Raw genomic sequence first — 25,318 nt, 5'->3', positions numbered from 1 at the left:
CTGTCATCGGCGCAGTTAATTGACACCTATACCACTGTGAATGCCCGAATGCCCTCGGGCCAGTCCCGTGTGTTCTTTGAAGAAAGCGATAAAAGCACTGTCACTGGCAAAACCCAGGTTCGAGGCCAGCCACGTCACGCGCTGCTCGCTCGCAAGCTGTTCGATCGCCTTGAATACACGCCATTGCTGTCGCCACTGCTGATAATTCAGGCCTGTGTCCCGTTTGAACAGACGACTGATTATTTTTCGCTAAGGCCCAGCTCCACCGACAGGTCTTTCAGGGCCGGTGGCAGCTTGGCCCCAGCCAGCGGCCGCAAACGACTATCACGAGGCAAGGGCAGAAAAAGAGCCCGCTCGTGCGCGGCTTGCAGCTCATTGAGCAACAGCAATATCAGATGCTGTCGTGGCGGCTGCTCTCAATCCGCGGCCAGATAAACCGAGCGGTACTTGACCTGTTCGCTCAGTTGTACCTGAGGGGCAAGCAGAGCCGGAATCCAGATCAAGCAGCTTGGCGGCAACAAACACAGGTGTTGATCCAGAGTCACGGTCATGCAGCCGCTGTGAGTGTACAGAATCTGCCCTCAGGGGTAGCTGATGCATACCGGAATCATGCTGCGCCAGGCGCGCCGCGATGCCCAGCACATGACGTCCTGTCAGTTCGGGGAAAGGGTCATTGGCGTCCAACTGGGGCATTGTCTTGTTGATGGCTTGCGCCCTCGTTCCTACACATGGCTGGGCTAGTATACTGACGGCTCTGCTTTCCTGAGGCGGTACCCGCAGGACAGACTTCACCAAGGCATTATGAGCAAATCCCCCGTTTCCATCCTGGACAGCAATGTAGAGACCAATATGGCTTTTCAAATGGCCACCATTATCTACAAGCTGGACCAGACCCTTAGATCCACCACCCTGCGTGAACACAATATGACCTACGTGCATTTCAGGGTGCTGCAATACCTGTGGGATAAGGATGGGTGCAGCATAGGAGAAATTGCCAAGGCTATTGTGGTCCATCAGCCAGTCCTCAGTCGGGTGCTTGACCAAATGCAGGATCGTGGGCTGGTGCAGCGTCGCACGGATGAGACGGACAGTCGCTACATGCGCGTCTTTCTGAGCGACACAGGTCGCGAGCGCTACGCGCAGGTCTGGCCGCCTGCCAAGGCAATGATTGACAACGCCCTGTCTGTTCTGACCGTGGACGAGCGCCAGGATTTGGGCCGTATGTTGCGCTCAATGGCTACGCATCTGGCAAATTGACTGGACGCCTGCAAGCAGCCTGACCCGGTAGATTGGCCCGAATCAAACGACCTGCAATGGAGTCCGTATGGGGCAGGTCGGGCAAGGCGTCCTCTGGCCCGAACCAGCGCGCATCATTGATTTCGTCTGCCTGGATACACAATTCCCCGCCCGCATACTCGGCGGTATAAGCCACCATCAACGAATGCGGGAACGGCCAGGACTGGCTGCCGAAATACTGGATATTGTCCACGCGCAGCCCCACTTCTTCCATGACCTCGCGGTGAATGGCTTCTTCCAGGTTTTCTCCCGCCTCCACAAAACCAGCCAGGGCGGTGTAGCGCGCCGTTGCATAGGTGTGGAGTGGCTGGCCAGCAAGATACGGTTCTTGTCGCGGATCAGCACCATCATGGCCGGGGAGATTCGGGGATAAGCCGAGAAGCCACAAGAAGTACAACGAAAGCACAATTCATGCTTTACACGCTCCATGGCCGAACCACACACACCACAGTATCGATGGCTTCGAGCCCACTCGGATACCTGGAACGCCCGGTTGGCGATGCTGGCCAGTTCGTCCAGTTGCGACAGAACGCCACGCAGGGGACGAAAGGCAAAGCCATCGGGAGCAGGAGTCTGTGCAGCTACATGGCAGGCAAAATCCTGGCAATCCTCTCCCGAAAAAAGCGCATGCCATTGTGCCGGTGGGATATCCAGCGCGGGTTTGGCGGGAATCAAGGCCTGTCCGTCTTGACTGCTGACCAATATTTCATTTCCACGAAAAATGAAATTCATGTGTTTCCTGTCCTTTAATACGCCGCCTAAGCGAAGCACCGAGCCCGCTATTGTACGGGAAGGTACGGGACGCAAAACAGCGAAGAAAATCACCGCTGAAAAAGTGGAGAGGCGGGGTAGGGCGTAGCAAAAACCTGCGGTCCTAAAACGGGCAGCAACAGGAAAAAAGCTTGCGTTGGTGTTCAAGCTCTCAAGAAAATAAGCGGGGAAAAGTTGAAAAATACTAGTTAGTGGGCATATGGTTAACTGAAAATCAATTAAAAAAAGAAAATTAATTTTCAATCCCAAATATTTTTTTATTATTGAAAAAACCATGGTCGATTTTTTGTTTTAATTTTTTATTTTTAAAAATCCTATTTTATTTTTATATATTAAGGCGGCTGATAAAGTGTTTATGTTGTTTCGTCAATTTATCAGGCCACTTTAAAAAAACGAGACTATCTTATTGGGATAGGCTGCAAAAAGACTCAAAAAAAAACCGTCTGCTTTGAGCAAGACGGCTTTTTGGAGAAAAAATGGCCTACCAGGAGACGGGGCGGTGCTGCGTGGCTGAAAAAAGCAAACCCCTCAGCAGCTAAAGGCAGCAGGCCCCTTGCTACTCAATATTCTGAGTCTGCTCTCGCAACTGCTCAATGCACAGCTTCAGATCAATCGAGGCCCGTGTCATGTCCATGCTAACGGCCTTGGAGCCCAAGGTATTGGCCTCTCGGTTCATCTCCTGAAACAGAAAGTCCAAGCGTTTGCCGGTACTGCCTTGCCGGGCGCTTTTCTTGCCGGGAGCGGCAAGCACGTCTCCGTTCAGGATCAATTCCAGTTCACTCAAGTGGGAACGCAAACGAGCCAGTTCCTCCGCCACATCAATACGCAGGGAAAAAACAGCCGCCTCTTGCGCCACCCGTGCTGACAACTCTTCCCCCGATATCAGGGCAAAACCGTCGGGGCTGGCTTGCAGCAAGGCATCGTGTAAACGACTGGCGATCTTGTTCTTTTGCTCGGTCAAAATGGACGGCAAGTGCTGTTCAACTTCGTCGACAATCGCACTCATATCCTCACGGATTTCCAGCATGGCCTGAGCCAGACGTTGGCCTTCTCGCTCTCTTGTGGCCTGAAAATCCTGCAAAGCAGCCTGAAAAGCCTCACTGATCATCGGCAACCATAACTCCGGGTCCATGCCCGAACTATTACCACTCTGATTGCTCAACAAGGTTTGCAGCTCCGGTGCCGGCAGATCGGGAATGCTGACGCGGGCAATCTGCAGCATCTGTGCCGTGCGCTCGACCGCTTCCAGATCCAGGGTGCGTTGCTGATCGCTTCCGCTGCGGGCGAAGTTGACCCGAAGCTCCAGCTTGCCGCGTTGTACGCCTTGTGCGGCCAGCTCACGCAGCAGATTCTCCGCAAAACGCAGCTCCTCGGGCAAACGCAGATTCAGGTCCAGAAAGCGATTGTTGACGCTACGCATCTCGATAGTGATGGTGCCTGCTTCGGACTCGGCCTTGGCACTGCCAAACGCGGTCATGCTACGGATCATGGGGGTCACTTTAAGAATGGAATAAAGCCACCGATTGTACTCTTACGCCCCGGCTTTGGCGGCTCCCCAAGCGTCTGCAAAGCTCTATACTTTAGGCTTTTGGCCGATGGCGGCCAATTTTGTCCTTACACTCCCATCCGTACCGCAAAGGCAGGGCAGGGAAGCAGGGTGGTGACCGTTTTTTACCGCCTGTCTGCCCCACGGAGCCTTCCCTCCCTGAGGTGTGGCCGTCCCAGATAGGGGCCTGGGTTTTGGGCGTAACCGCCGAATTGCTCCTGCATGACTAGCGCTCCTACCAAGAGGGCGGCAGTTCACCGGTGCAACACGGAGGCTCTTTTTTAAGGCAAGCTGTCATGCTACGAATCTTGCATACCGCCGATTGGCAAATCGGGCGCCAATACGCGCGCTTTGAGCTGGAGGACGCGGCTGCCCTGGCTGAGGCGCGTTTCAAGGCTATCGAGAAGCTGGCCGCGCTGGCCACCGAGCATCGCGTGAACCTGCTGATGGTGGCGGGTGATGTGTTCGACTCCCAGACCTTGAGTGATCGCAATCTGCGCCGCAGCTTCAATGCCATGGCCGGATTCAAAGGGCCGTGGCTTTTGCTGCCTGGTAATCATGATGCGGCTCTGAGCGAAAGTGTCTGGACACGGGCCCGGCGCCTGAACTGCATTCCCGATCATGTGCATGTGCTCGATGCGCCCGAGCTGTTTCTGTTGGACTCCCTCAAGGTCGCCGTCCTGCCGGCCCCCCTGACTCAGCGCCAGACCTACCAGGATTTGAGCGACTGGTTCGATCAGGCGGAAAGCCCGGCCGGTTACTGGCGCCTGGGTCTGGCGCACGGCAGTGTCAGCGGCGTGTTGGAACATCTGGACAGCCATAACCTGATTGACCAAAACCGCGTGCAACGCGCCAAGCTGGATTATCTGGCACTGGGCGACTGGCACGGCACGGTCAAAGTCAACGAGCGCTGTTACTACAGCGGTACGCCCGAGCCGGATCGCTTTCGGGATAATGACTCAGGCCAGGCCTTGCTGGTGGACATCAGCGAACCGGGCGCCACGCCCGTCGTTCAAGCCTTGCCGGTTGCGCAGCACCTGTGGCGCAGCATTCAATACCATCTGAATGACGACACGGATCTGGACCTGCTGGAGCGGGAGCTCAATGCGTTGGCCGATCAAAGCGTGGTGGAGCTGGAACTATCAGGCCAGTTGAGCCTGAGTGGTTTTGAGCGGCTGGAGAGTCTTCTGGGACAGTCCCAGGCCCGGTGCCGCGCCTGGGACTGCCAGCGCGAGGCCTTGCGGCTGGCGCCTTCCGAAGAAGACCTGGATGCCTTGCAAGCGGATGGCTATCTGCAGGCCGCATTGAACCAATTGCAGGCGCTGCGTCACGGCAGCCAGCAGCAGGCTGCCGAGGATGCCTTGCTGATTCTGGCCAGTCTGCTGCGCGACAAGGAAGGTGGTCATGCACATTAAGTCTTTACGTGTTGAACAATTCAAACGTTTTCGCCAGCCTGTATCACTGGACAAGCTGGAACCGGGCCTGAATATCATCAGCGCGCCGAACGAAGCGGGTAAAAGCACCTTGGCCGAAGCCCTGCGTACGGTGTTTTTCGAGCGTTATGGCACCGGTAGTCTGACAAAAATCCTGCCCTGGGGCGATTCATCGGCCGCGCCAGAAATCGAATTGGATTTCAGTCTGAACGGCCAGGACATGCGCCTGAGCAAGCGTTTCCTGAAGCGCAAACGCTGCGATTTATACATAGGCAATCAGCATCTGGATAATGATGAGGCCGAGCAGTACTTGGCCCAGCAAATGGGGTTTGAGTATGCCGCCAAAGGCAGTAGTCAGCCCCGTAACTGGGGTGTGCCGGGCCTTTTGTGGATTGAGCAAGGGCAAGGCCAGGACCTGCGTAGCTCGGTCGAGCACGCCAGCGGCACCCTGCAGCAGGCGTTGGGTAGCGAAATTGCCGATCTGACTAGTGCAGACGGGGATTATCTGATCGAACAGGCCCAGCAACAGCTGGACCAATATGTGACCCAGGCTCAAGGACAGCCTCGTGGCGTCTGGTTGGCAGCGCAGAAGGAAGCCAAGGAGCTGGAAGACCAGTTGCAGAGCCAGCAATCCGCCTTGCAGCAATATCAGCAATGGGTGGACGAACTGGCGCAGGCCCGCAAGCACATTGCCCACGCCGAAGCGAAGCGCCCTTGGGAACAACTGCGTGAGCAGGCCAAACAGGTACAGGTTCAGTTGCTTCAAGCCCGCCAATTGCAGGAGCGAGCCAAAGAGTTGCAACAAACCCTGACCATGCTGGCGGAGCGTGAAAAGCTCTATCAACAAGCCGGGGAACGCGACCAGGAGTGGGCCAGCCAACGTAGTCAGCGTGCTGAGCAGGTGAAATCCCTGCGTGCCAAGCTGGAGCTGGAACAGAGCCTGCTCAGCAGCCTGAGCCAGCGCCTGCAGCAGGCGCGCAGCCATAAAGACGCCAGTCTGCAGGAGCAGGAACGCGCCCGTACCTGGCAACAATGGTTTCAAGATCAAGCCAGCTTTGACAGCACACAGCAGCAGCTGCAGCAGATGCAAGGGCAGTTGGAGGAACTGGGTAAGCTGGAAGCCCAACTGGCGCAATGCGGTGCCGCCTTGGTGCAGCTGAAAATCGCCGACGAGGCCCTGGAGCAATTGCGTCAGCAGCACCAGCTCATTCAGCGCTTGCAACACCAGCTGGAGACGATTTCCACCGAAGTGCAGATCGAACTGCAAGACGGAGCCAGTCTGGTGCTGGATGGCGAATCCATTCAAGGCCGACACCGCGCTCACCTGAGCGTCAGCACCCTGATTGAACTGCCCGGAATGGGCCAGCTACGCATCATTCCCGGTGGTCGAGACCTGGGTAAAGTGCAACAGCAGTTGGCGAAAACTCAGCAAGAATACGCACAGGCACTTGGACAGTTGGGCGGAAGAAGCCTGGAAGAACTGGAACGCCGCCGCGAGCAATATCGGGAACAAGAACAACAGGACCGACTGTTACGCAGTTCCATGAAAGCGCTGGCTCCGCAAGGAAAAGCACATTTGCAAGGTCTGGTTCAGGCAGCCCAACAGCGCCTCGCACCGCTGCGTCCACAAGGCGAAGCGATTGAGGCGTCGGAATTGAGCCGTATCGTCCAAGCTGCCACTTTGGCTGAGCAGCAGTACCGGGCGCTCGAAAGTGAGTGGCATGATGCCCGCGAGGCCGTTGCCCGCACTCAGGCCCGTCTGGAACAGGCCCAGGCCGAAGCCAATAGTCTGGAACAGCAATGGGCGGACCCGCAACGCCAGCGGGCGCAGCAGGAGCGCGAACAGCAGTGGGGACAGTTGCGCCTGCAACGCGATCAACTGCTGGCCGATCAGAAAGCCTTGGACGCTGAACTTGCCTCCCTGCCGTTGGCCGTGTTGGAACAAGACTTGCAGCGGCTGGAGCGCAGCGCCCAACAGCAGGAGCAGAGCTACAACGAGGCCTGCCTGGCTGCCCAGCTTGTGCAAACCAAGCTGGAAACGCACGGCGCCCAAGGTCTGGAAGAACAAATCGATCAGACCGTGCTGCGACTGAACGACTGTCGGCGCCGCTGTACAGCGTACGAACGCCGCGTGCAAGCGCTACGGCTGTTGCTATCTGTACTGCGTGAACAGCGCAGCGCCTTGACCCAGCAACTGCACGAACCCTTGCAAAAGCATATCAACCACTATCTACGCCTGCTGCTGGGCAAAGCACGCGTCGAGCTGGACGAGCACCTGGCTCCACGCTGGCTGCAGCGCGACAGTGGGCAAGGCCTGGCCGACGATATTGATGGCCTGAGCTTTGGCGCACGCGAGCAAATCGGCCTGATTGCCCGTCTGGCCTATGCGGATTTGCTGCAACAGGCAGGCCGTCCTACCTTGCTGATTCTGGATGACGTGCTGGTCCACAGTGACAACGATCGCCTGGGAGCCATGAAGCGCATTATTCACGACGCTGCCCAGCGCCATCAGATCCTGCTTTTCACCTGCCAGGCCGACAAGTGGATGGACATGGGAGTGGCGCTACGGCCCGTGCCGCAAGGCGTACAATAGATGTTTTCAATTTTGTACGGAGCCTAGCCTTGTCTGAAAACGCTACGATTGCACGCCCCTCGGGTCGATCTGCCACACAATGCCGTCCTGTCGAACTGGTGACTGGTTTCACTCGTCACGCCGAAGGTTCGGTGCTGATCCGCTTGGGCGAGACCCATGTTCTGTGCAATGCCAGCGTGCTCGACAAAGTGCCTCCCTTTCTGAAAGGCAAGGAGCAGGGCTGGGTAACCGCGGAATACGGCATGCTGCCACGCTCCACCCACACCCGTTCCGACCGGGAGGCGGCCCGTGGCAAGCAAAATGGCCGCACCCAGGAAATTCAGCGCCTGATTGGCCGCAGCCTGCGCGCCGTCTTCGATCTGAAAGCTCTGGGCGAGCGCACCATTCACATTGACTGCGACGTGCTGCAAGCCGACGGCGGAACCCGCTGCGCGAGCATCACCGGTGCCTGGGTTGCCGCCAGTCTGGCGGTACGCAACCTGCAAGAGCAGGGCAAACTGCAAGCCTCGCCCATTCTGGATCAATTGGCGGCCGTTTCGGTCGGTGTATTCGAATCCCACCCCGTGCTGGATCTGGACTATCTGGAAGACTCCGCCTGCGGCGTGGATATGAATATCGTCATGACAGGCAGCGGCAATCTGGTGGAAGTGCAGGGCACCGCTGAAGGCCAAACTTTTGCGCGCCCCACCTTGAACCGCTTGCTGGATCTGGCCGAGCAGGGCATTGCCGAGCTGATGCAAGCCCAGAAACAGGCCTTGCAGGGCTGATCACGATGAAACGGGTCTGTCCTGCTCCCTGCGCGACACCGCCAGGCAGCGGGACAAACCGCTATTGGGACGCCGTCCCATGCAGCACACACTGCCTGGCACGGCGCTTTGTCCTTTTTACTGAACAGGGCGCTTTGCCGCCTGTTGCCACTTATGAACACTACATCCAAGCGTGTTGTCCTGGCCTCCAACAATGCCGGCAAGCTCAAGGAGTTTTCCGCCATCCTGGCCCAGGCCGGTATCAGCATGATTCCGCAAGGCCAATTGAACATTCCCGAAGCCGAGGAGCCCTTTGCCACTTTTATCGAGAATGCGCTGGCCAAGGCCCGTCATGCCAGCCAGTTAAGCGGTTTGCCCGCCTTGGCTGACGACTCTGGCCTGTGCGTGCGCGCCTTGGACGAAGCCCCCGGCGTGTACTCCGCCCGATTTGCCGCTCGCGAGCTAGGTGGTGAGAAGTCCGACTCTGCCAATAACGCCTTGCTGGTCCAGCGTCTGCAAGGACAAAGCGACCGCCGCGCCTGTTATGTGGCCGTTCTGGTGTATGTGCGCCATGCTCAGGACCCACGGCCCATCGTGATTGAAGGGGTCTGGGAAGGAGAGATTCAGGATCAGCCCGCCGGCGAGCACGGCTTTGGCTATGACCCGCACTTTTATCTTCCCGAACTTGGGCAAACCGCTGCACAGCTCGCGCCCGAGGTGAAAAACCAATATAGCCATCGGGCGCAGGCCATGCGAGCGTTGCTGCATCGTCTTGCGGCCGAGTAAAGACATGAGCGTTTTTTCTCCCGAAGTACGAATCCGGCCCGGCTCGGGGCCGGCGACTCTCTTGCCCAGCCTGCCTCCCTTATCGGTCTATGTGCATGTGCCCTGGTGTGTCCGCAAGTGCCCGTACTGTGACTTCAACTCACACGAAGCACCGGCGCAGTTGCCCGAAAACGAGTACCTGGACGCCTTGCAAGCCGACCTGGAGCAAACCTTGCCCCTGGTCTGGGGCCGACAGGTCATTTCCGTCTTTATCGGCGGCGGCACACCCAGTCTTTTATCGGCCCAGGCGCTGGACCGCATGTTGGCCATGCTGCGCGCTCATCTGAACCTGCTGCCCGATGCTGAAATTACACTGGAAGCCAATCCCGGCGCTTCGGAAGCCTCGCGTTTCATGGACTATGCGCACAGTGGCGTAAACCGTATCTCTCTGGGCATCCAAAGCTTTAACGATCAGGCCCTGAAAGCGCTCGGACGCATTCACGATAGTCAGCAAGCACGCCAGGCCATCGAGGCCGCCCTGAAAGCGGTAGACCGCGTGAACCTGGACGTGATGTACGCCTTGCCGGGGCAAACACCCGCCCAGTCCGAACACGACATCTTGCAAGCCATGTCTTACGAAACGGAGCATTTGTCGCTGTATCACTTGACGCTGGAACCCAATACCGTCTTTGCCAAATATCCGCCTGCCTTGCCTGATGACGATGACAGCGCGGCCATGCAGGACAGGCTGATCGAGTTGACGACCAGTCGCGGCTGGGAGCAGTATGAAATATCCGCCTACAGCAAGCGGGGTGGTCACAGCCGCCATAATCTGAATTACTGGGAGTTTGGCGACTACATCGGTATCGGTCCCGGTGCGCATGGCAAATTGTCCTTTCACGACCGTATTATTCGTACCGCCACGACCCGCAGCCCAGCCCAGTGGATGCAGACCGCCGTCAAACGGGATGGCAGCCACTATGCGCACAATGCGCGTGTGTCCCCTCAGGACCTGCCCTTTGAGTTCATGCTGAACGCGTTGCGTCTGAAAGCCGGGGTGCCGTCCCAATACTTTCAGGAGCGCACGGGCGTGCCACTGGCACAGATCCTGCCCACCATCAGGCGCAATATTGAAAAAGGTTTGCTGGCTGCCGATCCGCTGCGTATTCGAACTACGGATTTAGGCTGGCGCTTTCTAAATGACTTACAGGAAGCATTCCTTCCTGATGCAGGTTCCTGACATTTAATTGTTTATTTAAGACATTTTTTATTGTGCATCTGCACAATTGCTCTACAATTAATTTCTGGTAAGTCCTATGCCATAACTACTTTATCGAAATCGGCCTGTTTGGATCAATTCAGATCTGATCCCGGTAAACGTAATTAAGACCTGCCGTAGTGGGTTACACAATGATCCGCGCCACTCCTCCTCACTTTTTGTTAACGTCATTGACGCTGGAGTAACCATGTCCACCCCCGAAGATGTTCTGAAGATCATCGCCGAACGCGAAATCACGTTTGTCGATTTCCGCTTTACCGATACCCTGGGCCGTGAGCACCACTTGACCACCCCCGCACACGCGGTGGACGAGGATCGCTTTGAGTCCGGCGTCGCGTTTGACGGCTCTTCCTTGCCTGGTTGGAAAGGAATTGAAGCCTCGGACATGTTGCTCATCCCGGACGCCAAAACCGCGCGTATGGACCCGTTCCGTGAAGAGCCCACCCTGATTCTGACCTGCGATGTGGTCGAACCGTCCGACCTGAAAGGGTATGACCGCGATCCCCGTTCGCTGGCCAAGCGTGCCGAAGCCTACCTGCGCTCCAGCGGCCTGGGCGATACCGCGTACTTTGGTCCCGAGCCAGAATTCTTCGTGTTCGATGGGATTACCTGGAACGACGACATGTCGGGCAGCTTCGTGAAGATTCGCTCCGAAGAAGCCCCTTGGTCGCGCGGTCTGGAACTCAATGGCAACAACCTGGGTCACCGCCCAGGGGTCAAAGGCGGTTACGTTCCTGTGTCACCCACAGACTCTTTTGCCGATCTGCGCGCAGAAATGTGTCTGTTGATGGAGCAGCAGGGCGTTCCTGTTGAAATCCATCACCACGAAGTGGCGGCTCCCGGTCAGCTGGAAATCGGCACGCGTTTCTCGACCCTGGTCGAGCGCGCAGACTGGAACCAGATCATGAAGTACACCATCCATAACGTGGCTCACGTATATGGAAAAACGGCAACCTTCATGCCCAAGCCTGTCGTGGGCGACAACGGTTCGGGCATGCACGTTCACCAGTCCATCTGGAAAGATGGCCAGAACTTGTTTGCAGGTAATGAATACGCCGGGCTGTCCGAGTTTGCCTTGTTCTACATTGGCGGCATCATCAAGCACGCTCGCGCTCTGAACGCCATCACCAACCCCACGACCAACTCCTACAAGCGTCTGGTTCCGCACTTTGAAGCACCGGTCAAACTGGCGTACTCCGCCCGTAACCGTTCGGCCTCGATCCGCATTCCTTACGTCAGCAACCCCAAGGCTCGTCGTGTGGAAGCACGTTTCCCCGACCCAATGGCCAACCCTTATCTGGCTTTCTCGGCCTTGATGATGGCCGGTCTGGACGGTGTGCAAAACAAGATCCATCCTGGCGATCCTGCCGACAAGAACTTGTACGATCTGCCTCCCGAAGAAGATGCAAAGATCCCAACCGTGTGCGCTTCTCTGGAACAGGCCATCGAGTCTCTGGACAAGGATCGCGAGTTCCTGACCCGGGGCGGTGTGTTCAGCAACGAAATGCTGGATGCCTTCATCGAACTGAAACAAGCCGAAATCACCCGTTTGCGCATGGTGCCGCATCCGGTCGAATTCGACATGTACTACAGCCTGTAAGATCGCGGGCGCTGGCTTGTGCCAGTGCGGTCAAAAAGAGCGGCCTTCGGCCGCTCTTTTTATGGACACGGCAAACGCAGAAACGCTGTCACTGAGCAATCCGCAGCCTCAGTAACCGCGCTGTTCAAGCCGCCCGGAGCGCCTGGGCTCTGGCAATTTATGCTTGCGACTCGCGCTCAGACCATGACCCTACGCAGTCACGCAAACCCTATTGATATGGAAGTAAAGATGGCTCTGGATTTTCAATGGAAACGACTGGATGATATCTCCTCTCGGGAGCTGTACGCCCTCATCCAGGTTCGCGAAGCCGTGTTTGTGGTGGAGCAGCAGTGCGCCTATCAGGAAGTAGACGGTCTGGATCTGACTGCCTGGCACTTGTCGGTGTTCAAGGATGGAGAGCTGGCGGCCTATGCCCGCGTTGTCGAGCCGGGACTGAAGTATGCCGAACCGTCCATTGGCCGCGTCCTGACTGTGGCCAAGTTTCGCAGTTTGAAGATCGGTTACGCCCTAGTGGCTGAAGCCATACGATTTACGCATGCTCAATATCCTGGCGAGGATATTCGCATTGGCGCACAGGCTCATTTGCAGAAGTTCTACGGATCTTTAGGGTTTGAACCCGTCGGTGAAATCTACGACGAAGATGGCATTGCTCATATTGACATGGTCAAGCCAGCGACTCCCGTCGATGGCAGTATGGATGCTCATCAAGACCACCCGGCTAGGCGCTTAGGTTTGTAGCAATCCAGCGTGCAACGCCCACAGACAGAAAAGGGCGCCCTGTTCGGTCAGGGCCGCAGCGCGGCGCGGGAGAACGCGACCCCAGTCACAGTGCCACGGGCTCCCCACGTAAAAAGGCCTGGGCACGCTGCGCCATAATGGCCTCCCGCCGGATGAAGTCCGCGACAAAGTCATTCACGGGATGATGATGCAGGCTGTAGGGCGTATCCCATTGGATAATTTTGCCCGCCTGCATCACGCCGATGCGGTCAGCAATCGCGAAGGCCTCTGCCTGGTTATGCGTCACCAATATTGCCGTGATGCCGGCCTTTTTTAAAATCTCGCGGACCTCAAAGGCCAGCCGCTCACGGGTATCCACATCCAGATTGGAAAACGGCTCGTCAAGCAATAATAAGGACGGCTTGGGAGCCAGCGCTCGCGCCAGAGCAACACGCTGTTGCTGACCACCGGACAACTCATGCGGATAACGCTGTGCCAAGCGGGACAGGTCCACCAACTCCAACATGTCGTGTACCCGCTCTTGTCGTTCGTTCCGGCCCCATTTGCGCAGGCCAAACGCCACATTGTTCTCTACGGTCAGATGAGGGAAAAGCGCGTAATCCTGAAACATCATGCCGACATGCCGGTCTTCCGGTGGAACCTGTTGAGAAACAGCGGATAGCACACGGCCATTGAGCAAAATATGCCCGGCGCGCAAAGGCTCAAAGCCGGCGATCGCACGCAGAACCGTGGTCTTGCCACAGCCGGACGCGCCAAGCAAACAGCCAATTTCCCCTTGTGGCAGGTGCAAACTGAGTTGGTCGACGACCGGCCGAAATCCCTCGGACGTATCGTAGGACAGGGTAATAGCCTGTAAATCCAGAAAATCATTCATGATGCGCGTGGGCCAGAGGCCATCAATTGAGTACGAGCCAATAAAATAACGGGGATCAAACCGGCCAGCACAATGGCCAGAGCCGCCACCGCGCCTTCCTCATAGGTTCCCCGCGCCGCTTCCGCATACAACCAGGTTGCCAGGGTCTCGAAATTCATCGGACGCAGCAGCAAGGTAGCCGGAAGCTCCTTCATGGCATCCACAAAAATCAGCAGGGCAGCCGCACCCATGGCCGGGCGCAGCAAAGGCAAATGCACGCGCTTGAGCGTGCCGGCCGGCGTTTCACCCAATAGGCGGGAGGCCTGCTCCAAGGAAGCGGGAATACGAGCCAGGCCAGCCTCGATGCCGCCAATCGAGATCGCCAGAAAGCGCAAGGTATACGCGAGCACCAAGGCCAGAGTAGAGCCCATCAAGAGCAGTCCGCTTGACGAAATGCCCAACCAGGACAGGAGCTGGTTGTAAAAAGAATCGAACATCACCAGGGGAGTCAACAGACCAATCGCCAACACCGTCCCGGGAATGGCGTAGCCCAGACTGCTGACACCGGCCAGAAAACGGGCTAGACGAGGCTTGCGTCCCGAACGGACGGCGCGGGCAGCCCAGGCAACCACGAGACCACAGAACAGAGTCGCAAGCGTAGCCAGGGCAGCGATATACAGGGTGTTCCAGGCACTGTTGAGCAGTTGCGCCGAGATGCCGCCGGTTTGCGTCACATGTTTGATTGTCTCGTTAAGCAGATACAGGGAAGGAGCCACAAACCCTACCAGCACGGGGGCCGCACCCAAGGCAATCGCGATGCAGGCCGCCGAGCCTTTCAACCGAGTGGGTCGGATAGGCTCGGAGCGTTGATTACTGGAATACGCCTGGCGACGACGGCCATAACGCTCAATGCTGATCAAGGCCGCCACCAGACAGAGCATGGAAACAGCGATTTGAGCGGCACCTGCCAGATCAGAACGGGTCACCCAGGTGGTGTAGATCGATACCGTCAAGGTCTGCACACCCAGAAACTCGGAAGCGCCGATATCATTCAAGGTTTCCAGCAAGGCCAGACTGACGCCCACAGCAATCGCGGGGCGGGCCATCGGCAGCACAACCCGGAAAAAGACACTGCGTCCGGACTCCCCCATAATGCGTGCCGCTTCGAGCAGACTGGCCGACTGAGTGGCAAACATGGCTCGTGTACTCAGGTAAACATAAGGATAGAGCACCGAGCCCAGCAGAAAAATGGCCCCGCCCAGGGAGCGCAGGTCCGGCAGACGAAATTCACGCGGGCTGCTGTAACCCAGCACATAGCGTATGGCCGATTGAATCGGCCCGATCGGATGCAGCAAATCCAGATAAGCAAAGGCCACGATATAGGTCGGGACCGCCAAAGGCAGCAGCAACGCCCATTGCAGAACCCGCCTGCCTGGAAACTCGTAGGCGGTAATCAGCCAGGCAGCGCCCACCCCTAAACAGCTGACCACCACTCCCACCCCCAGGAGCAGCAATAAGGTATTGCTCATGGCGTGGGGCAACACGAACTGGAACAGGTGCGACCAGTGCTCGGTCGAGCCGCCTAAGGCGTGGGTCAGCAGGGTAATCACAGGCGCAGCCACAATCAGGGCAATCACAGCAGCGGCCAGGGACCAAAGGGGCAGACGACGAAAAAAGGGCATTATGAAAGGCTAGGTGTTACAGGCGCTTCAATGCGCGACGACCGCCGCTCTGATTTCTCAAAGCTGGCGGTCGTAGAAAAAGAGTAGGGCGATTTTAGTTGTCGAAGCCAACTTTATCCACCAACTCGCTGGCTTGCTTGCGATGCTTGGCGATTTCAGTCAGCGGCAAGGGATCGACCTTCAAGGGCCCAAAGCTGGCCACGACCGGGTCCAGTTCAACACCGGCGCGCACGGGGTATTCGTAATTGGCCTTGGCATACAGGCTCTGCGCTTTCTCGGAAACCAGGTATTCCAGCAATTTGACGGCATTGTCCTTGTTGGGAGCATGCTTAGCCACCGCCGCACCGGAAATGTTCACGTGCGTGCCGCCACTTTTGGTATCCGCGAAGGTGGGACGCACCACATTAATGGCTTCCCCCCATTTGTAGGCGTCGCTACCTGGCTCGGCATTTTTCATGCGGCCCACGTAGTAGGCATTGGCGATACCGATATCACAAATCCCGCCCAGAATGTCGCGGGCAACGTCACGGTCCCCTCCGGCGGCTTTGCGACCCAGATTGTCCTTGACGCCACGCAACCATTTTTCCGTTGCTTCGGCCCCATCATGAGCAATCATGGCGGCGACCAAGGCCGTGTTGTAAGGGTGTTGGCCCGAACGGATGCACACTTTGCCTTTCCACTTGGGGTCGGCGAAATCTTCGTAGTGAATGCTTTTCACATCCACGTCCTTGGCAACATAAGCGACGCGATCACGCAAGGACAGGGAATACCATTGTTTGTCCGCGCCGCGCAGATTGGCGGGAATGGCACTGTCCAGGGCTGCGGATTCCACCGGCTGGGTAATACCCGCTTCGACCAGATCCAGCAGATTGCCAATGTCTACCGTCATCAGAATGTCGGCAGGGGATTTGTCACCTTCTGTCTTGACACGCTCGATCAGGCCATCTTTCACAAACACGGTATTGACCTTCACACCCGTGTCTTTGCTAAAGGTTTCCAACAGAGGAGTAATCAGTCCGGGTTCGCGGGTGGTGTAGAGATTGACTTCGCCAGAAGCAAAAGCCGCCATCGACACAGTACCCATCGCGGACAGAAGCAGGGCTTGGGTCAGGGCACGACTACGAAGAGTAAAGCGCATCATCAACACTCCAGAAACAGGCGCAGTTAGCTTAAAGCCGGAAAATGTGAATGATTATCAAACGTATGCAGGAAGTAGGCAAGAATTATTTGGGCAGTCAGTACGCAAAACAGTCAAATCTGCGGTTCAGCAGCCCGCCCGGAGAGCGACAATTCCCCGTCTGAAAACTTAATGGTTTGTCCTGATTGCGATCAAATCGCATTGATGTTCGAGCATGGATTTACCTGCTGAACTCGGTACAATGGGCAGATATTTGCTTACTGATCCGGGCTTTGTGGCCCCTTTACACGATAACTACCATGGCAGCTTTCAATACCGAACAAGTGCTTAGCGTCCACCACTGGAACGACACCTTGTTCTCCTTTACCACTACCCGCGACGCCGCCCTGCGATTTCATAACGGGCACTTTGTCATGATCGGTCTGGAAGTCGATGGCAAGCCGCTGATGCGTGCTTACAGTATCGCCAGCGCCAATTACGAAGAGAACCTGGAGTTTCTCAGTATCAAGGTGCCGGACGGCCCATTAACCTCGCGCCTGCAGCACCTGAAAGAAGGCGACACCATTTTGGTCAGCCGCAAGCCTGTGGGCACGCTGGTCATCGACGACCTGCGGGCCGGGCGCAATCTGTTCCTGTTTGGCACGGGCACCGGTCTGGCTCCTTTCATGAGCATCATCAAAGATCCGGACACGTATGAGCGCTTTGAGAAAGTGATCCTGGTACACGGTGTTCGCTATGTGAGCGAATTGGCCTACTCGGATTTCATCCAGCACGAGCTGCCCCAAAACGAGTACTTTGGCGAGATGGTGCGCGAAAAGCTGCTGTATTACCCCACGGTTACGCGCGAGGCGTTCCGCAATACGGGCCGCATCACGGAACTGATCGAAACCGGCAAGCTGTGCCAGGATTTGGGCATTGCCCCGTTGGACCCTGCTCAGGATCGCGCCATGCTGTGCGGCAGCCCCGCCATGTTGGCCGACATCAGCGCCATGCTCGATGAGCGCGGCTTTGAAGTATCGCCTGGTGTTGGACAACCCGGCGACTACGTGATTGAACGCGCCTTCGTGGAAAAATAATCACGCCAAGATCTGTTAATTTTAGCTATAGGCGCTTAAACTCTGATAGTACAACACTCATCAGAGGTTTCTTATGACTAAGCAAGTTGTCTTCACCGACGCCGCTCCGGCTGCCGTAGGCCCTTATTCTCAGGCCATCATTGCATCGGGCGGCAAGACCGTGTTTCTGTCTGGTCAAATCGGTTTGGAGCCGGCCACCGGCGAACTGGTATCTGAAAATTTTGAAGGTCAGGTACGTCAGGCATTCGCCAATCTGGAAGCCGTGGTCAAAGAAGCTGGCGCCAGCCTGACCGACATCGTCAAACTGACGCTGTTTCTGACAGACCTGTCCCGCTTTGCCAGCGCCAATGCCATCATGGCCGAACTGATTCCGCAGCCTTTCCCCGCACGCTCGACCATCGGTGTGGCCAGCCTGCCCAAAGGCGCTCAGTTCGAGGTCGAGGCAATCCTCAATTTCTAAAGACGTATTGCCATGACCGCAGGTCGGCCTGCGCCTCAGGCCAAACGGACTGCGCCCCGTAAAGCGCTCAGTCTGGACCAGAAATTTGAAAAGCTCGGTCTGCGAGAGCCTGCCGACTTCGTGGTCCATCTGCCTTTGCGCTACGAGGACGAAACCCAGGTCGAGCCTATTGCCCATCTTTACCCCGGCAAGATGGCGCAGATCGAAGGACGTATTCTCAGCACAGATGTCCAGGCTCGGCCTCGGGCGCAACTGCATGCCCGTATTGCCGATGAAAGTGGCGAGCTGGCCTTGCGCTGGCTGCATTTCTATCCCAGCCAGCTCAAACAACTGCAAAGCGATTTGCCCTTGCGGGTGCGTGGCGAGGTGCGCCAGGGCTTTCATGGCCTGGAAATGGTGCATCCCAAAGTCACCAAAGCCGGCCAACCCCTGGCGCGCGCACTAACGCCTGTTTATCCCACCACGGACGGCTTGAGTCAGACCCAACTGCGCAAAGCCATTGCCGATGCGCTCAATACCGCGGACCTGCGCGACACACTTCCCGAGCAAGTCCGTGCCGAATATGGCCTGATGCCGTTTAACGAGGCCATCCGGCTCTTGCATTACCCGCCGCCAGAGCTCAGCTACGACGAATTGTTCGAGCAGGGCCATCCCGCCTGGAGCCGCATCAAGTTTGATGAGCTGTTGGCTCAGCAGCTCTCCTTGGCGCAAGCTCGCGCGGCCCGTCAGGCTCAACGCGCCAGGCCGATGCGTGAAGCCAAGAGCGATTTGCTCCAATCCTTGCTGGCCTCCTTGCCGTTTAGCCTGACGGCAGCTCAGCAGCGCTGCGTTAAAGAGATCAGTGCGGACCTGAAGCGCTCCTATCCCATGCACCGGCTTTTGCAAGGCGACGTGGGTAGCGGAAAAACCATTGTCTCGGCTATTGCTGCGGTGCAGGCCATTGCCAGCGGTTTCCAGGTAGCCCTGATGGCACCCACAGAGATCCTGGCCGAGCAGCACTATCTGAAAATGCGTACGTGGCTGGAACCGCTGGGCGTGGAACTAGCCTGGTTAAGCGGCAGTTTGGGCGTGAAGGCCAAACGCCTTGCGTATGAGGCCATTCGTTCTGGGCAAGCCCGTCTGGCGATCGGCACTCAGGCCCTGATTCAGGACAATGTTCAGTTTCATAAGCTGGGGCTGGTGATCCTGGACGAGCAGCACCGCTTTGGAGTGGGCCAGCGTCTGGAGCTGAACCGCAAGGGCGATGCACAGGACAACAAAGGCCAAGCCTATTTGCCCCACCAACTCAATATGAGTGCGACCCCTATCCCGCGCACGCTGGCCATGGCGTTTTTTGCGGATCTGGATGTGTCCGCGATTGACGAGTTGCCGCCCGGGCGCAGTCCCATCATCACAAAACTGGCGGCGGACAATCGTCGTGATGAGATCATGGCCCGCGTGCGAGCCGAAGTCGCGCAGGGACGACAAGCTTATTGGGTTTGTCCCCTGGTCGAGGAAAGCGAGGCCCTGCAGTTACAAACCGCTGTCGACACCCATGCGGCGCTGGAACAAGCCCTGGCTCCTTTGCGGATCGGCCTGATTCATGGCCGTTTGTCCTCGGCAGAAAAAGCGGAGGTCATGGAAGCCTTTCGCAGCGGAAATCTGGACGTGCTGGTCGCCACGACCGTCATCGAAGTGGGGGTGGATGTCCCTAACGCTTCTTTGATGATTATTGAGCATGCCGAGCGTTTCGGTCTGGCTCAACTGCACCAGCTGCGCGGTCGGGTAGGGCGCGGGCAGATCCAGTCCGTTTGTGTGCTGCTGTACCAGGCACCGCTCTCGGCAGTGGCCCGCTTGCGCTTGCGGGCCATGTATGAAACCACGGATGGCTTTGAGATCGCCCGCCGCGACCTGGAACAACGCGGCCCTGGCGAGTTTATGGGCATGCGCCAGTCCGGACAGGCCGGCCTGCGTTTTGCCAGTTTGCAGTCTGATGAGGACCTGATCGAACAGGCCCAACACTTGGCCAGCTCCTTTCGACGTGATTATCCAGACCACGCTCACCAGCATTTGCAGCGCTGGATGAAGGGACGGGAAGAGTTACTGCGTAGTTGACCATGAGCCTGCCTACAAGCTTCACCGTTTACGGCGTGCTAAGCCAGGCAGGATGGATATGGCGCCATAGGCGCCCCTGTATTGTGGTGAAGATGCTCAGCCTGTCCGGCCAGCGCTCTTTACCCAAGGTCTTAATGCTGTTTTGCACAAGGAATTGTCATGACATTGACCGAGCTGAAGTACATCGTTGCCGTGGCACGCGAACGCCATTTTGGGCGTGCCGCCGAAGCCTGCTTTGTGAGCCAGCCCACCTTATCGGTGGCCATCAAGAAGCTGGAAGACGAATTAGGCGTGGTCATCTTCGAGCGTGGCGGGCCCGAAGTGGCGATTACCCCGATCGGGCTGCGTATTGTTACCCAGGCACAGAAGGTCCTGGAAGAGGGGGCCAATTTGCGCGAAATTGCCCGACAGGGCCATGATCCCCTGGCCGGTCCATTGCGCGTGGGCATTATCTACACCGTAGCGCCGTATCTGCTGCCAAAGCTGGTTCCCAAGCAGATCGAACTGACTCCGCAAATGCCGCTGTTATTGCAGGAAAATTTTACGGTGCGCCTGCTGGAGCTGCTGCGTCAAGGTGAGATTGATTGTGCAATTGTGGCCCTGCCTTTGCCCGAGACAGGTCTGGTCATCCGCGAGCTGTATGACGAACCCTTTGTGGTGGCTATGCCGCATGATCATGCTTGGGCCAAGCGTAAGGAAATCGACCCCGAGCAACTGAAAGACCAAACCATGTTGCTGCTGGGCGCCGGCCACTGCTTTCGCGACCAGGTGCTGGATGTCTGCCCCGAGCTATCCCGTTTTTCGGCCTCCAGTGAAGGGATACAGCGCACCTTTGAAGGATCGTCGCTGGAAACCATCCGACATATGGTCGCCACCGGGATCGGTTTGACGGTCCTGCCTGCCAGTTCACTGACGGCCCCGGGACAGGCTAACGAACTGCTGGCCTACGTTCCCTTCAAAAAACCCATTCCAGATCGGCGCATTGCCTTGGTCTGGCGCAAAAGTTTTCCACGTCTCTCGGCCATTGATGCGCTGACCCGTGGGATCATGGAAAGCGGGTTAGCTTGTGTGAACTACTTAAAAGTCGAATACAACAGCAATTTCCCGTATCCTGAACTAGCGTAAGCCGCGCAGCCACTGCGTGTTATTCTGCTTCAGTATTTATTTAGCCCTCTGTTTAACAGGAGTCCACTATGGCAAAAGCCGTGAAAGCAGTGAGTAAAACCGCCAAGGTCAACAAGGCCGAAGAAGCCCCGAACACTGATACCAAGGTCGCAGTTGCAGCCGATGCAAAGGCTGAAGCAAAACCGGCCCCCGCCAAGAAAGTGACTGCTAAAAAGGCCGTCGCCAAAAAGCCTGCTACAACGGCGGCCAAACCCGCCGCCGCCCGTAAACCGGCGGCTGCAAAACCGGCCGCCACCAAACCCGCTGCCCCCGCGACGTCCACCAGCAGCGCGCTGAAGATTGATATCGGCATTTCCACGGCAGATCGTGCTGCGGTGGTCAATGAGCTGTCCAAGGTGCTGGCCGACTCTTATACCGTCTACCTGATGACACACAACTTCCACTGGAACGTCACTGGCCCCATGTTCAAGACTCTGCACGAGCTGTTCATGACCCAGTACACGGAACTGTGGCAGGCCCTGGACGACATCGCTGAGCGTATCCGCGCGTTGGGTCATTACGCGCCAGGCACCTACGCCGAATTCCAGAAGCTCTCCTCGATTACGCAGCCCACTTCCGTGCCGGATGCCACCACCATGATCGAATTGCTGGTCAAGGGTAACGAAGCGCTGGCTCGTACCGCCCGTACGGCTTTTGATCGCGCCGACTCTGCCGACGACCAGCCCACGGCTGATTTGTTGACCCAGCGTCTGGACGTGCACGAGAAAAACGCCTGGATGCTGCGCAGTTTGCTGCAGTAATTCGTTCGTTGTCGCTGTCCAAGCGCAAGAAAAAGGGCCGCCGCAAGGTGGCCCTTCTTTTTTCCACTATAGAAAACCCTGAATTGGGCCGCAAGGCAGGCATAAAGCCTCGTTATCGGTGTATGCTTTCCTGCATATTCACGGAGGTGTTTTCTATGAAAATTCGTTTCACTCCTGTTGCAGCGGCCATGAGCCTGGCAACGGGTCTGCTCCTGTCCGGTGCTGCTCACGCTGACAATATCCGTATCGCGCTGGCGGGCCCTTTTACAGGCTCGGTCACCCAATACGGCGATATGGTCAAACAAGGTGTCGACACAGCCATCGAACAGATCAATGCCAGCGGTGGCGTTCTGGGCAAACAGCTCGAACTGGTCACTGTTGACGACGCCTGCGAACCCAAGCAAGGGCCTGTCGCCGCTAACCGTATCGTGAATGACAAGATCCATTATGTTGTCGGCCACGTGTGTTCGGGTGCGACCATCGCGGCCACGGACATTTACAACAACGAAGGCGTATTGATGGTCACCCCATCGGCTACGGCTCCTGCGGTCACCGATGGCAAAGGCTATGAAATGATCCTGCGCACCATCGGTCGCGATGATCAGCAAGGTCCGGCTGCTGCCAAGTTCATTCTGGAACAGATCAAACCCACCAAAGTAGCGGTGCTGCACGACAAGCAGTCCTACGGTCAGGGTATTGCCGCCTCGGTCCGCTCTGAACTGCAAAAAGCCGGTACGGACGTGGTCCTGTTCGAAGGGATCAATGCGGGCGACAGTGATTACTCGGCTGTAATCACCAAACTGAAATCCACAGGTGTGGACTTCGTGTACTTTGGCGGCTATCACCCCGAAATGGGGCTGTTGCTGCGTCAGGCAGCTGAGCAAGGCGTGAAAGTTCATTTCATGGGCCCAGAAGGGGTAGGCAACCCCGATATCAACGCCATTGCCGGCAAGGCCGTGGAAGGTATGCTGCTGACCTTGCCTGCGGACTTCTCGCAAGATCCCGACAACCAGGCCATCGTACAAGCCTTCAAGGACAAGAAGCGCGATCCTAGCGGTGCGTTCCAGTTGTCCGCCTATGCTGCCACCTTGGCTATTGCCGAAGGCATCAAGGGCGCTGGCGCTGACGACCCCGTCAAGGTGGCAGAGTACCTGCATGCCAACAGTGTGAAAACACCTATCGGTCTTATCAGCTGGAACAAGCAGGGCGACCTGAACGATTTCAAATTTGATGTGTTCAGCTGGCACGCAGACGGTAGCAAATCGGTCTACAGCAAGTAATCTCTGATACTTGTGTGCAAAAAAAACCGACCCGAAGGTCGGTTTTTTTTATTAAGGTTTTGCGCCCAAGCCCATTCAGGCATCAATGCGCAACCCCGTCTCGCGATCGAACCAGTGCAAAGGGTGGGGGGGCATGTGACCAATCTGGATGGCCTCCCCAATTTGAATCGGATACTCGCGCGTTTGTTCAATCGGACAGCGCACAATAATGCGGTAGTCGCCACAACCCAGATGCAAGAGCTGCTCGGAGCCCAGAACTTCGACCATTTCAACTTGCGTCGTCACACCCGGCACATGCAGCCTGATGTGTTCAGGGCGAATGCCCAAAAACACCTTGCGGCCTCGGACGGAGGCAGGCACCATCTCAGGGCCAAACTGCACAGACTGGCCATTGTCCTGCAGAATCTGACCTTGCTCGCTCACTTGCACCGGTAAAAGGTTCATGGGCGGCGAGCCAATAAACGTGGCCACAAACACCGAGGCCGGTTTTTCAAACACCTCGACCGGAGTGCCGATCTGCTCGGGCATGCCCTGGTTCATCACAATCATGCGCTCAGCCAAGGTCATGGCCTCAATCTGATCGTGCGTCACATACAGACTGGTGGTTTTCAGGCGACGATGCAGCTTCTGAATTTCCAGGCGCATCTGGACTCGCAGCTTGGCATCCAGGTTTGACAACGGCTCATCAAACAGAAACACCTTGGGCTCACGCACAATCGCACGCCCCATCGCCACCCGTTGGCGCTGACCACCGGATAGCTGGCCGGGACGCCGCTCAAGCAGCGCACCCAGCTCCAGAATGGCCGCCGCCGCATTGACCCGTTGCTTGATCTCGTCCTTGGAGAATTTCCGGATCTTCAGACCATAGGCCATATTGTCAAAGACCGACATATGAGGGTAGAGGGCGTAGTTCTGAAACACCATGGCGATGTCGCGTTCAGCCGGTTCCAGATCATTGACTACTTTACCGTCAATCAGAACCTGGCCCGCCGTAACGGATTCCAGGCCTGCCACCATACGCATCAAGGTCGATTTCCCGCAGCCGGAAGGGCCCACAATGACCACGAACTCGCCATCGTTCACGTCCACATCAATGCCGTGAATAACGACCGTCCCGTTCGGGTAGGTTTTCTTGACGCCTTCAAATCGTAAGCTAGCCATTCAATAAAGCCTGTAGAGAATTACTTTTCAGAGTCGATAAGACCTTTGACGAACCATTTTTGCATCAGCATCACCACCAGTGCGGGCGGGATCATCGCCAAAAGGGCCGTTGCCATCACCACATTCCATTCAGTCACGCTGTCACCACCGGAAATCATGCGCCGGATACCGACCACAATCGGGTACATATCCTCTTTGGTGGTGATAATCAACGGCCACAGATACTGATTCCAGCCGTAAATGAACTGAATCACAAACAAAGCGGCAATGCTGGTTTTGGATAGAGGCAGCAACACATCCTTGAAAAACCGCATCGGGCCAGCCCCATCAATACGCGCTGCCTCGATCAACTCATCCGGCACGGTCAGAAAGAACTGGCGAAACAGGAAGGTGGCCGTTGCCGAGGCGATCAGAGGCAAAATAAGGCCTCCGTAGCTATCGAGCAATTGCAAATCGGCCACCACCTTGTAAGTGGGCATGATTCGCACTTCCACAGGCAGCATCAGGGTGATGAAAATCATCCAGAAAAACAGCATGCGAAAGGGGAAGCGGAAATACACCACGGCAAATGCCGAGAGCATGGAAATAATGATCTTGCCAACCGCAATGCCCAGCGCCATCACCATGCTGACCAGCAGCATGCGGCCCACGGGCGGAGAATTGGTCGCCGTGCCTTGCAAGGCGGTCAGGTAGTTCTCCACCATGTGCGAGCCCGGCCAGAGCGACATGGGCGCACGGGCCACTTCGGCACTGGTCTGGGTCGAGGCCACAAAGGTGATGTACAGGGGCAGGGCGATCACGATCACACCCAGGATCAGGATAAGATGCGTGAAAAAATCGAGAAGAGGGCGTCGTTCAACCATGACTGTGTTCCTTGCTGCG

At 56.9% G+C, this 25,318-nt stretch carries 24 protein-coding genes and 1 pseudogene; 15 read left to right on the top strand and 10 right to left on the bottom strand.

The genetic code is table 11. The features are described from left to right. Positions 1 to 15: 15 nt before the first annotated feature. The 3 genes from V6936_RS17370 to V6936_RS05285 are packed head-to-tail and all read right to left on the bottom strand — an operon-like array spanning position 16 to position 551. Complete coding sequence (locus tag V6936_RS17370) at positions 16 to 231, bottom strand: helix-turn-helix domain-containing protein (protein ID WP_442892575.1); 216 nt, start codon at positions 229 to 231, stop codon at positions 16 to 18. A gap of 8 nt (positions 232 to 239) precedes the next feature. Then, positions 240 to 389, bottom strand: a complete 150-nt coding sequence (locus V6936_RS05290) for a hypothetical protein (protein ID WP_240208704.1) — start codon at positions 387 to 389, stop codon at positions 240 to 242. A gap of 27 nt (positions 390 to 416) precedes the next feature. Further along, positions 417 to 551: a hypothetical protein gene (locus V6936_RS05285; RefSeq protein WP_268885619.1), complete on the bottom strand. Its 135-nt coding sequence runs from the start codon at positions 549 to 551 to the stop codon at positions 417 to 419. 43 nt (positions 552 to 594) lie between these two features. Between V6936_RS05285 and V6936_RS05280 the strand changes: the two genes are divergently transcribed. Both V6936_RS05280 and V6936_RS05275 read left to right on the top strand, forming a co-directional pair. Next, a complete protein-coding gene (locus V6936_RS05280) occupies positions 595 to 741 on the top strand; it encodes a hypothetical protein (protein WP_336579535.1) in 147 nt (48 codons plus the stop codon). A 60-nt stretch (positions 742 to 801) separates the two neighbouring features. After that, on the top strand, positions 802 to 1,257 hold the full coding sequence (locus tag V6936_RS05275) for a MarR family winged helix-turn-helix transcriptional regulator (RefSeq protein ID WP_003800086.1): 456 nt from the start codon (positions 802 to 804) through the stop codon (positions 1,255 to 1,257). Here V6936_RS05275 and nudC read toward each other — a convergent pair. Together nudC and V6936_RS05265 are read right to left on the bottom strand one after the other, a co-directional pair. Next, positions 1,238 to 2,028, bottom strand: a pseudogene (nudC, locus tag V6936_RS05270) (NAD(+) diphosphatase). The gene V6936_RS05275 and the pseudogene nudC sit on opposite strands and share 20 nt — an antisense overlap. Before the next feature lie 595 nt (positions 2,029 to 2,623). Next, on the bottom strand, positions 2,624 to 3,556 hold the full coding sequence (locus tag V6936_RS05265; protein ID WP_240208702.1) for a YicC/YloC family endoribonuclease: 933 nt from the start codon (positions 3,554 to 3,556) through the stop codon (positions 2,624 to 2,626). A 353-nt stretch (positions 3,557 to 3,909) separates the two neighbouring features. On the opposite strand from V6936_RS05265, the gene V6936_RS05260 reads away from it, so the two are divergent. From V6936_RS05260 to V6936_RS05230, 7 genes are all read left to right on the top strand, one after another. Beyond that, the gene (locus V6936_RS05260) at positions 3,910 to 5,028 is read left to right on the top strand and encodes a metallophosphoesterase family protein (RefSeq protein ID WP_131071781.1); all 1,119 of its coding nucleotides are present in this window, start codon (positions 3,910 to 3,912) and stop codon (positions 5,026 to 5,028) included. After that, complete coding sequence (locus tag V6936_RS05255; RefSeq protein ID WP_336579534.1) at positions 5,018 to 7,639, top strand: AAA family ATPase; 2,622 nt, start codon at positions 5,018 to 5,020, stop codon at positions 7,637 to 7,639. The genes V6936_RS05260 and V6936_RS05255 overlap by 11 nt, the downstream gene beginning before the upstream one ends. Positions 7,640 to 7,668: 29 nt before the next feature. Next, on the top strand, positions 7,669 to 8,406 hold the full coding sequence (gene rph / locus V6936_RS05250) for a ribonuclease PH (protein ID WP_059317637.1): 738 nt from the start codon (positions 7,669 to 7,671) through the stop codon (positions 8,404 to 8,406). A gap of 153 nt (positions 8,407 to 8,559) precedes the next feature. Continuing rightward, positions 8,560 to 9,171 carry an RdgB/HAM1 family non-canonical purine NTP pyrophosphatase gene (gene rdgB, locus V6936_RS05245; RefSeq protein WP_131071783.1) on the top strand — a complete coding sequence of 204 codons (612 nt, stop codon included), beginning with the start codon at positions 8,560 to 8,562 and terminating at the stop codon, positions 9,169 to 9,171. Positions 9,172 to 9,175: 4 nt separating this feature from the next. Beyond that, positions 9,176 to 10,390, top strand: a complete 1,215-nt coding sequence (gene hemW / locus V6936_RS05240; protein ID WP_240208700.1) for a radical SAM family heme chaperone HemW — start codon at positions 9,176 to 9,178, stop codon at positions 10,388 to 10,390. Positions 10,391 to 10,616: 226 nt separating this feature from the next. Further along, positions 10,617 to 12,029: a type I glutamate--ammonia ligase gene (glnA, locus tag V6936_RS05235; protein ID WP_059317635.1), complete on the top strand. Its 1,413-nt coding sequence runs from the start codon at positions 10,617 to 10,619 to the stop codon at positions 12,027 to 12,029. Positions 12,030 to 12,188: 159 nt separating this feature from the next. Further along, entirely contained in the window at positions 12,189 to 12,767 is a 579-nt protein-coding gene (locus V6936_RS05230; protein WP_336579533.1) for a GNAT family N-acetyltransferase, read from the top strand. Positions 12,768 to 12,852: 85 nt separating this feature from the next. Here the strand turns inward: V6936_RS05230 and V6936_RS05225 are convergent, their stop codons facing one another. From V6936_RS05225 to V6936_RS05215, 3 genes are all read right to left on the bottom strand, one after another. After that, complete coding sequence (locus V6936_RS05225) at positions 12,853 to 13,641, bottom strand: ABC transporter ATP-binding protein (RefSeq protein ID WP_336579532.1); 789 nt, start codon at positions 13,639 to 13,641, stop codon at positions 12,853 to 12,855. Further along, positions 13,638 to 15,302, bottom strand: a complete 1,665-nt coding sequence (locus V6936_RS05220; protein ID WP_003800069.1) for an ABC transporter permease — start codon at positions 15,300 to 15,302, stop codon at positions 13,638 to 13,640. Before V6936_RS05220 ends, V6936_RS05225 begins: the two co-directional genes overlap by 4 nt. A 94-nt stretch (positions 15,303 to 15,396) precedes the next feature. After that, a complete protein-coding gene (locus V6936_RS05215) occupies positions 15,397 to 16,440 on the bottom strand; it encodes a Fe(3+) ABC transporter substrate-binding protein (protein ID WP_003800067.1) in 1,044 nt (347 codons plus the stop codon). A 299-nt stretch (positions 16,441 to 16,739) separates the two neighbouring features. Between V6936_RS05215 and V6936_RS05210 the strand changes: the two genes are divergently transcribed. The 6 genes from V6936_RS05210 (at position 16,740) to V6936_RS05185 (ending at position 23,275) form a co-directional block, all read left to right on the top strand. Next, entirely contained in the window at positions 16,740 to 17,516 is a 777-nt protein-coding gene (locus tag V6936_RS05210; RefSeq protein WP_131071787.1) for a ferredoxin--NADP reductase, read from the top strand. Positions 17,517 to 17,589: 73 nt separating this feature from the next. Continuing rightward, entirely contained in the window at positions 17,590 to 17,976 is a 387-nt protein-coding gene (locus tag V6936_RS05205) for a Rid family detoxifying hydrolase (RefSeq protein WP_003800063.1), read from the top strand. 12 nt (positions 17,977 to 17,988) lie between these two features. Further along, entirely contained in the window at positions 17,989 to 20,070 is a 2,082-nt protein-coding gene (recG, locus tag V6936_RS05200) for an ATP-dependent DNA helicase RecG (RefSeq protein WP_131071788.1), read from the top strand. A 159-nt stretch (positions 20,071 to 20,229) separates the two neighbouring features. After that, positions 20,230 to 21,195 (top strand): LysR substrate-binding domain-containing protein, encoded by a 966-nt coding sequence (locus V6936_RS05195; RefSeq protein WP_336579530.1) that lies wholly within the window; start codon positions 20,230 to 20,232, stop codon positions 21,193 to 21,195. Between the two features lie 332 nt (positions 21,196 to 21,527). Continuing rightward, positions 21,528 to 21,995: a Dps family protein gene (locus tag V6936_RS05190; protein ID WP_039943084.1), complete on the top strand. Its 468-nt coding sequence runs from the start codon at positions 21,528 to 21,530 to the stop codon at positions 21,993 to 21,995. Between the two features lie 155 nt (positions 21,996 to 22,150). After that, complete coding sequence (locus V6936_RS05185; RefSeq protein WP_336579529.1) at positions 22,151 to 23,275, top strand: branched-chain amino acid ABC transporter substrate-binding protein; 1,125 nt, start codon at positions 22,151 to 22,153, stop codon at positions 23,273 to 23,275. A 75-nt stretch (positions 23,276 to 23,350) separates the two neighbouring features. On the opposite strand, the gene V6936_RS05180 is transcribed toward V6936_RS05185, so the two are convergent. Then, positions 23,351 to 24,436 carry a sn-glycerol-3-phosphate import ATP-binding protein UgpC gene (locus V6936_RS05180; protein WP_003800053.1) on the bottom strand — a complete coding sequence of 362 codons (1,086 nt, stop codon included), beginning with the start codon at positions 24,434 to 24,436 and terminating at the stop codon, positions 23,351 to 23,353. A gap of 20 nt (positions 24,437 to 24,456) precedes the next feature. Beyond that, entirely contained in the window at positions 24,457 to 25,299 is an 843-nt protein-coding gene (gene ugpE / locus V6936_RS05175) for a sn-glycerol-3-phosphate ABC transporter permease UgpE (protein ID WP_003800051.1), read from the bottom strand. Between the last annotated feature and the right edge of the window lie 19 nt (positions 25,300 to 25,318).

Source organism: Alcaligenes sp. CHO6 (genome assembly GCF_037120595.1).
GTDB lineage: Bacteria > Pseudomonadota > Gammaproteobacteria > Burkholderiales > Burkholderiaceae_B > Alcaligenes > Alcaligenes ammonioxydans.
Note: the sequence above shows the minus strand (reverse complement) of the source record. Positions and strands in the feature narration are given on the sequence as shown.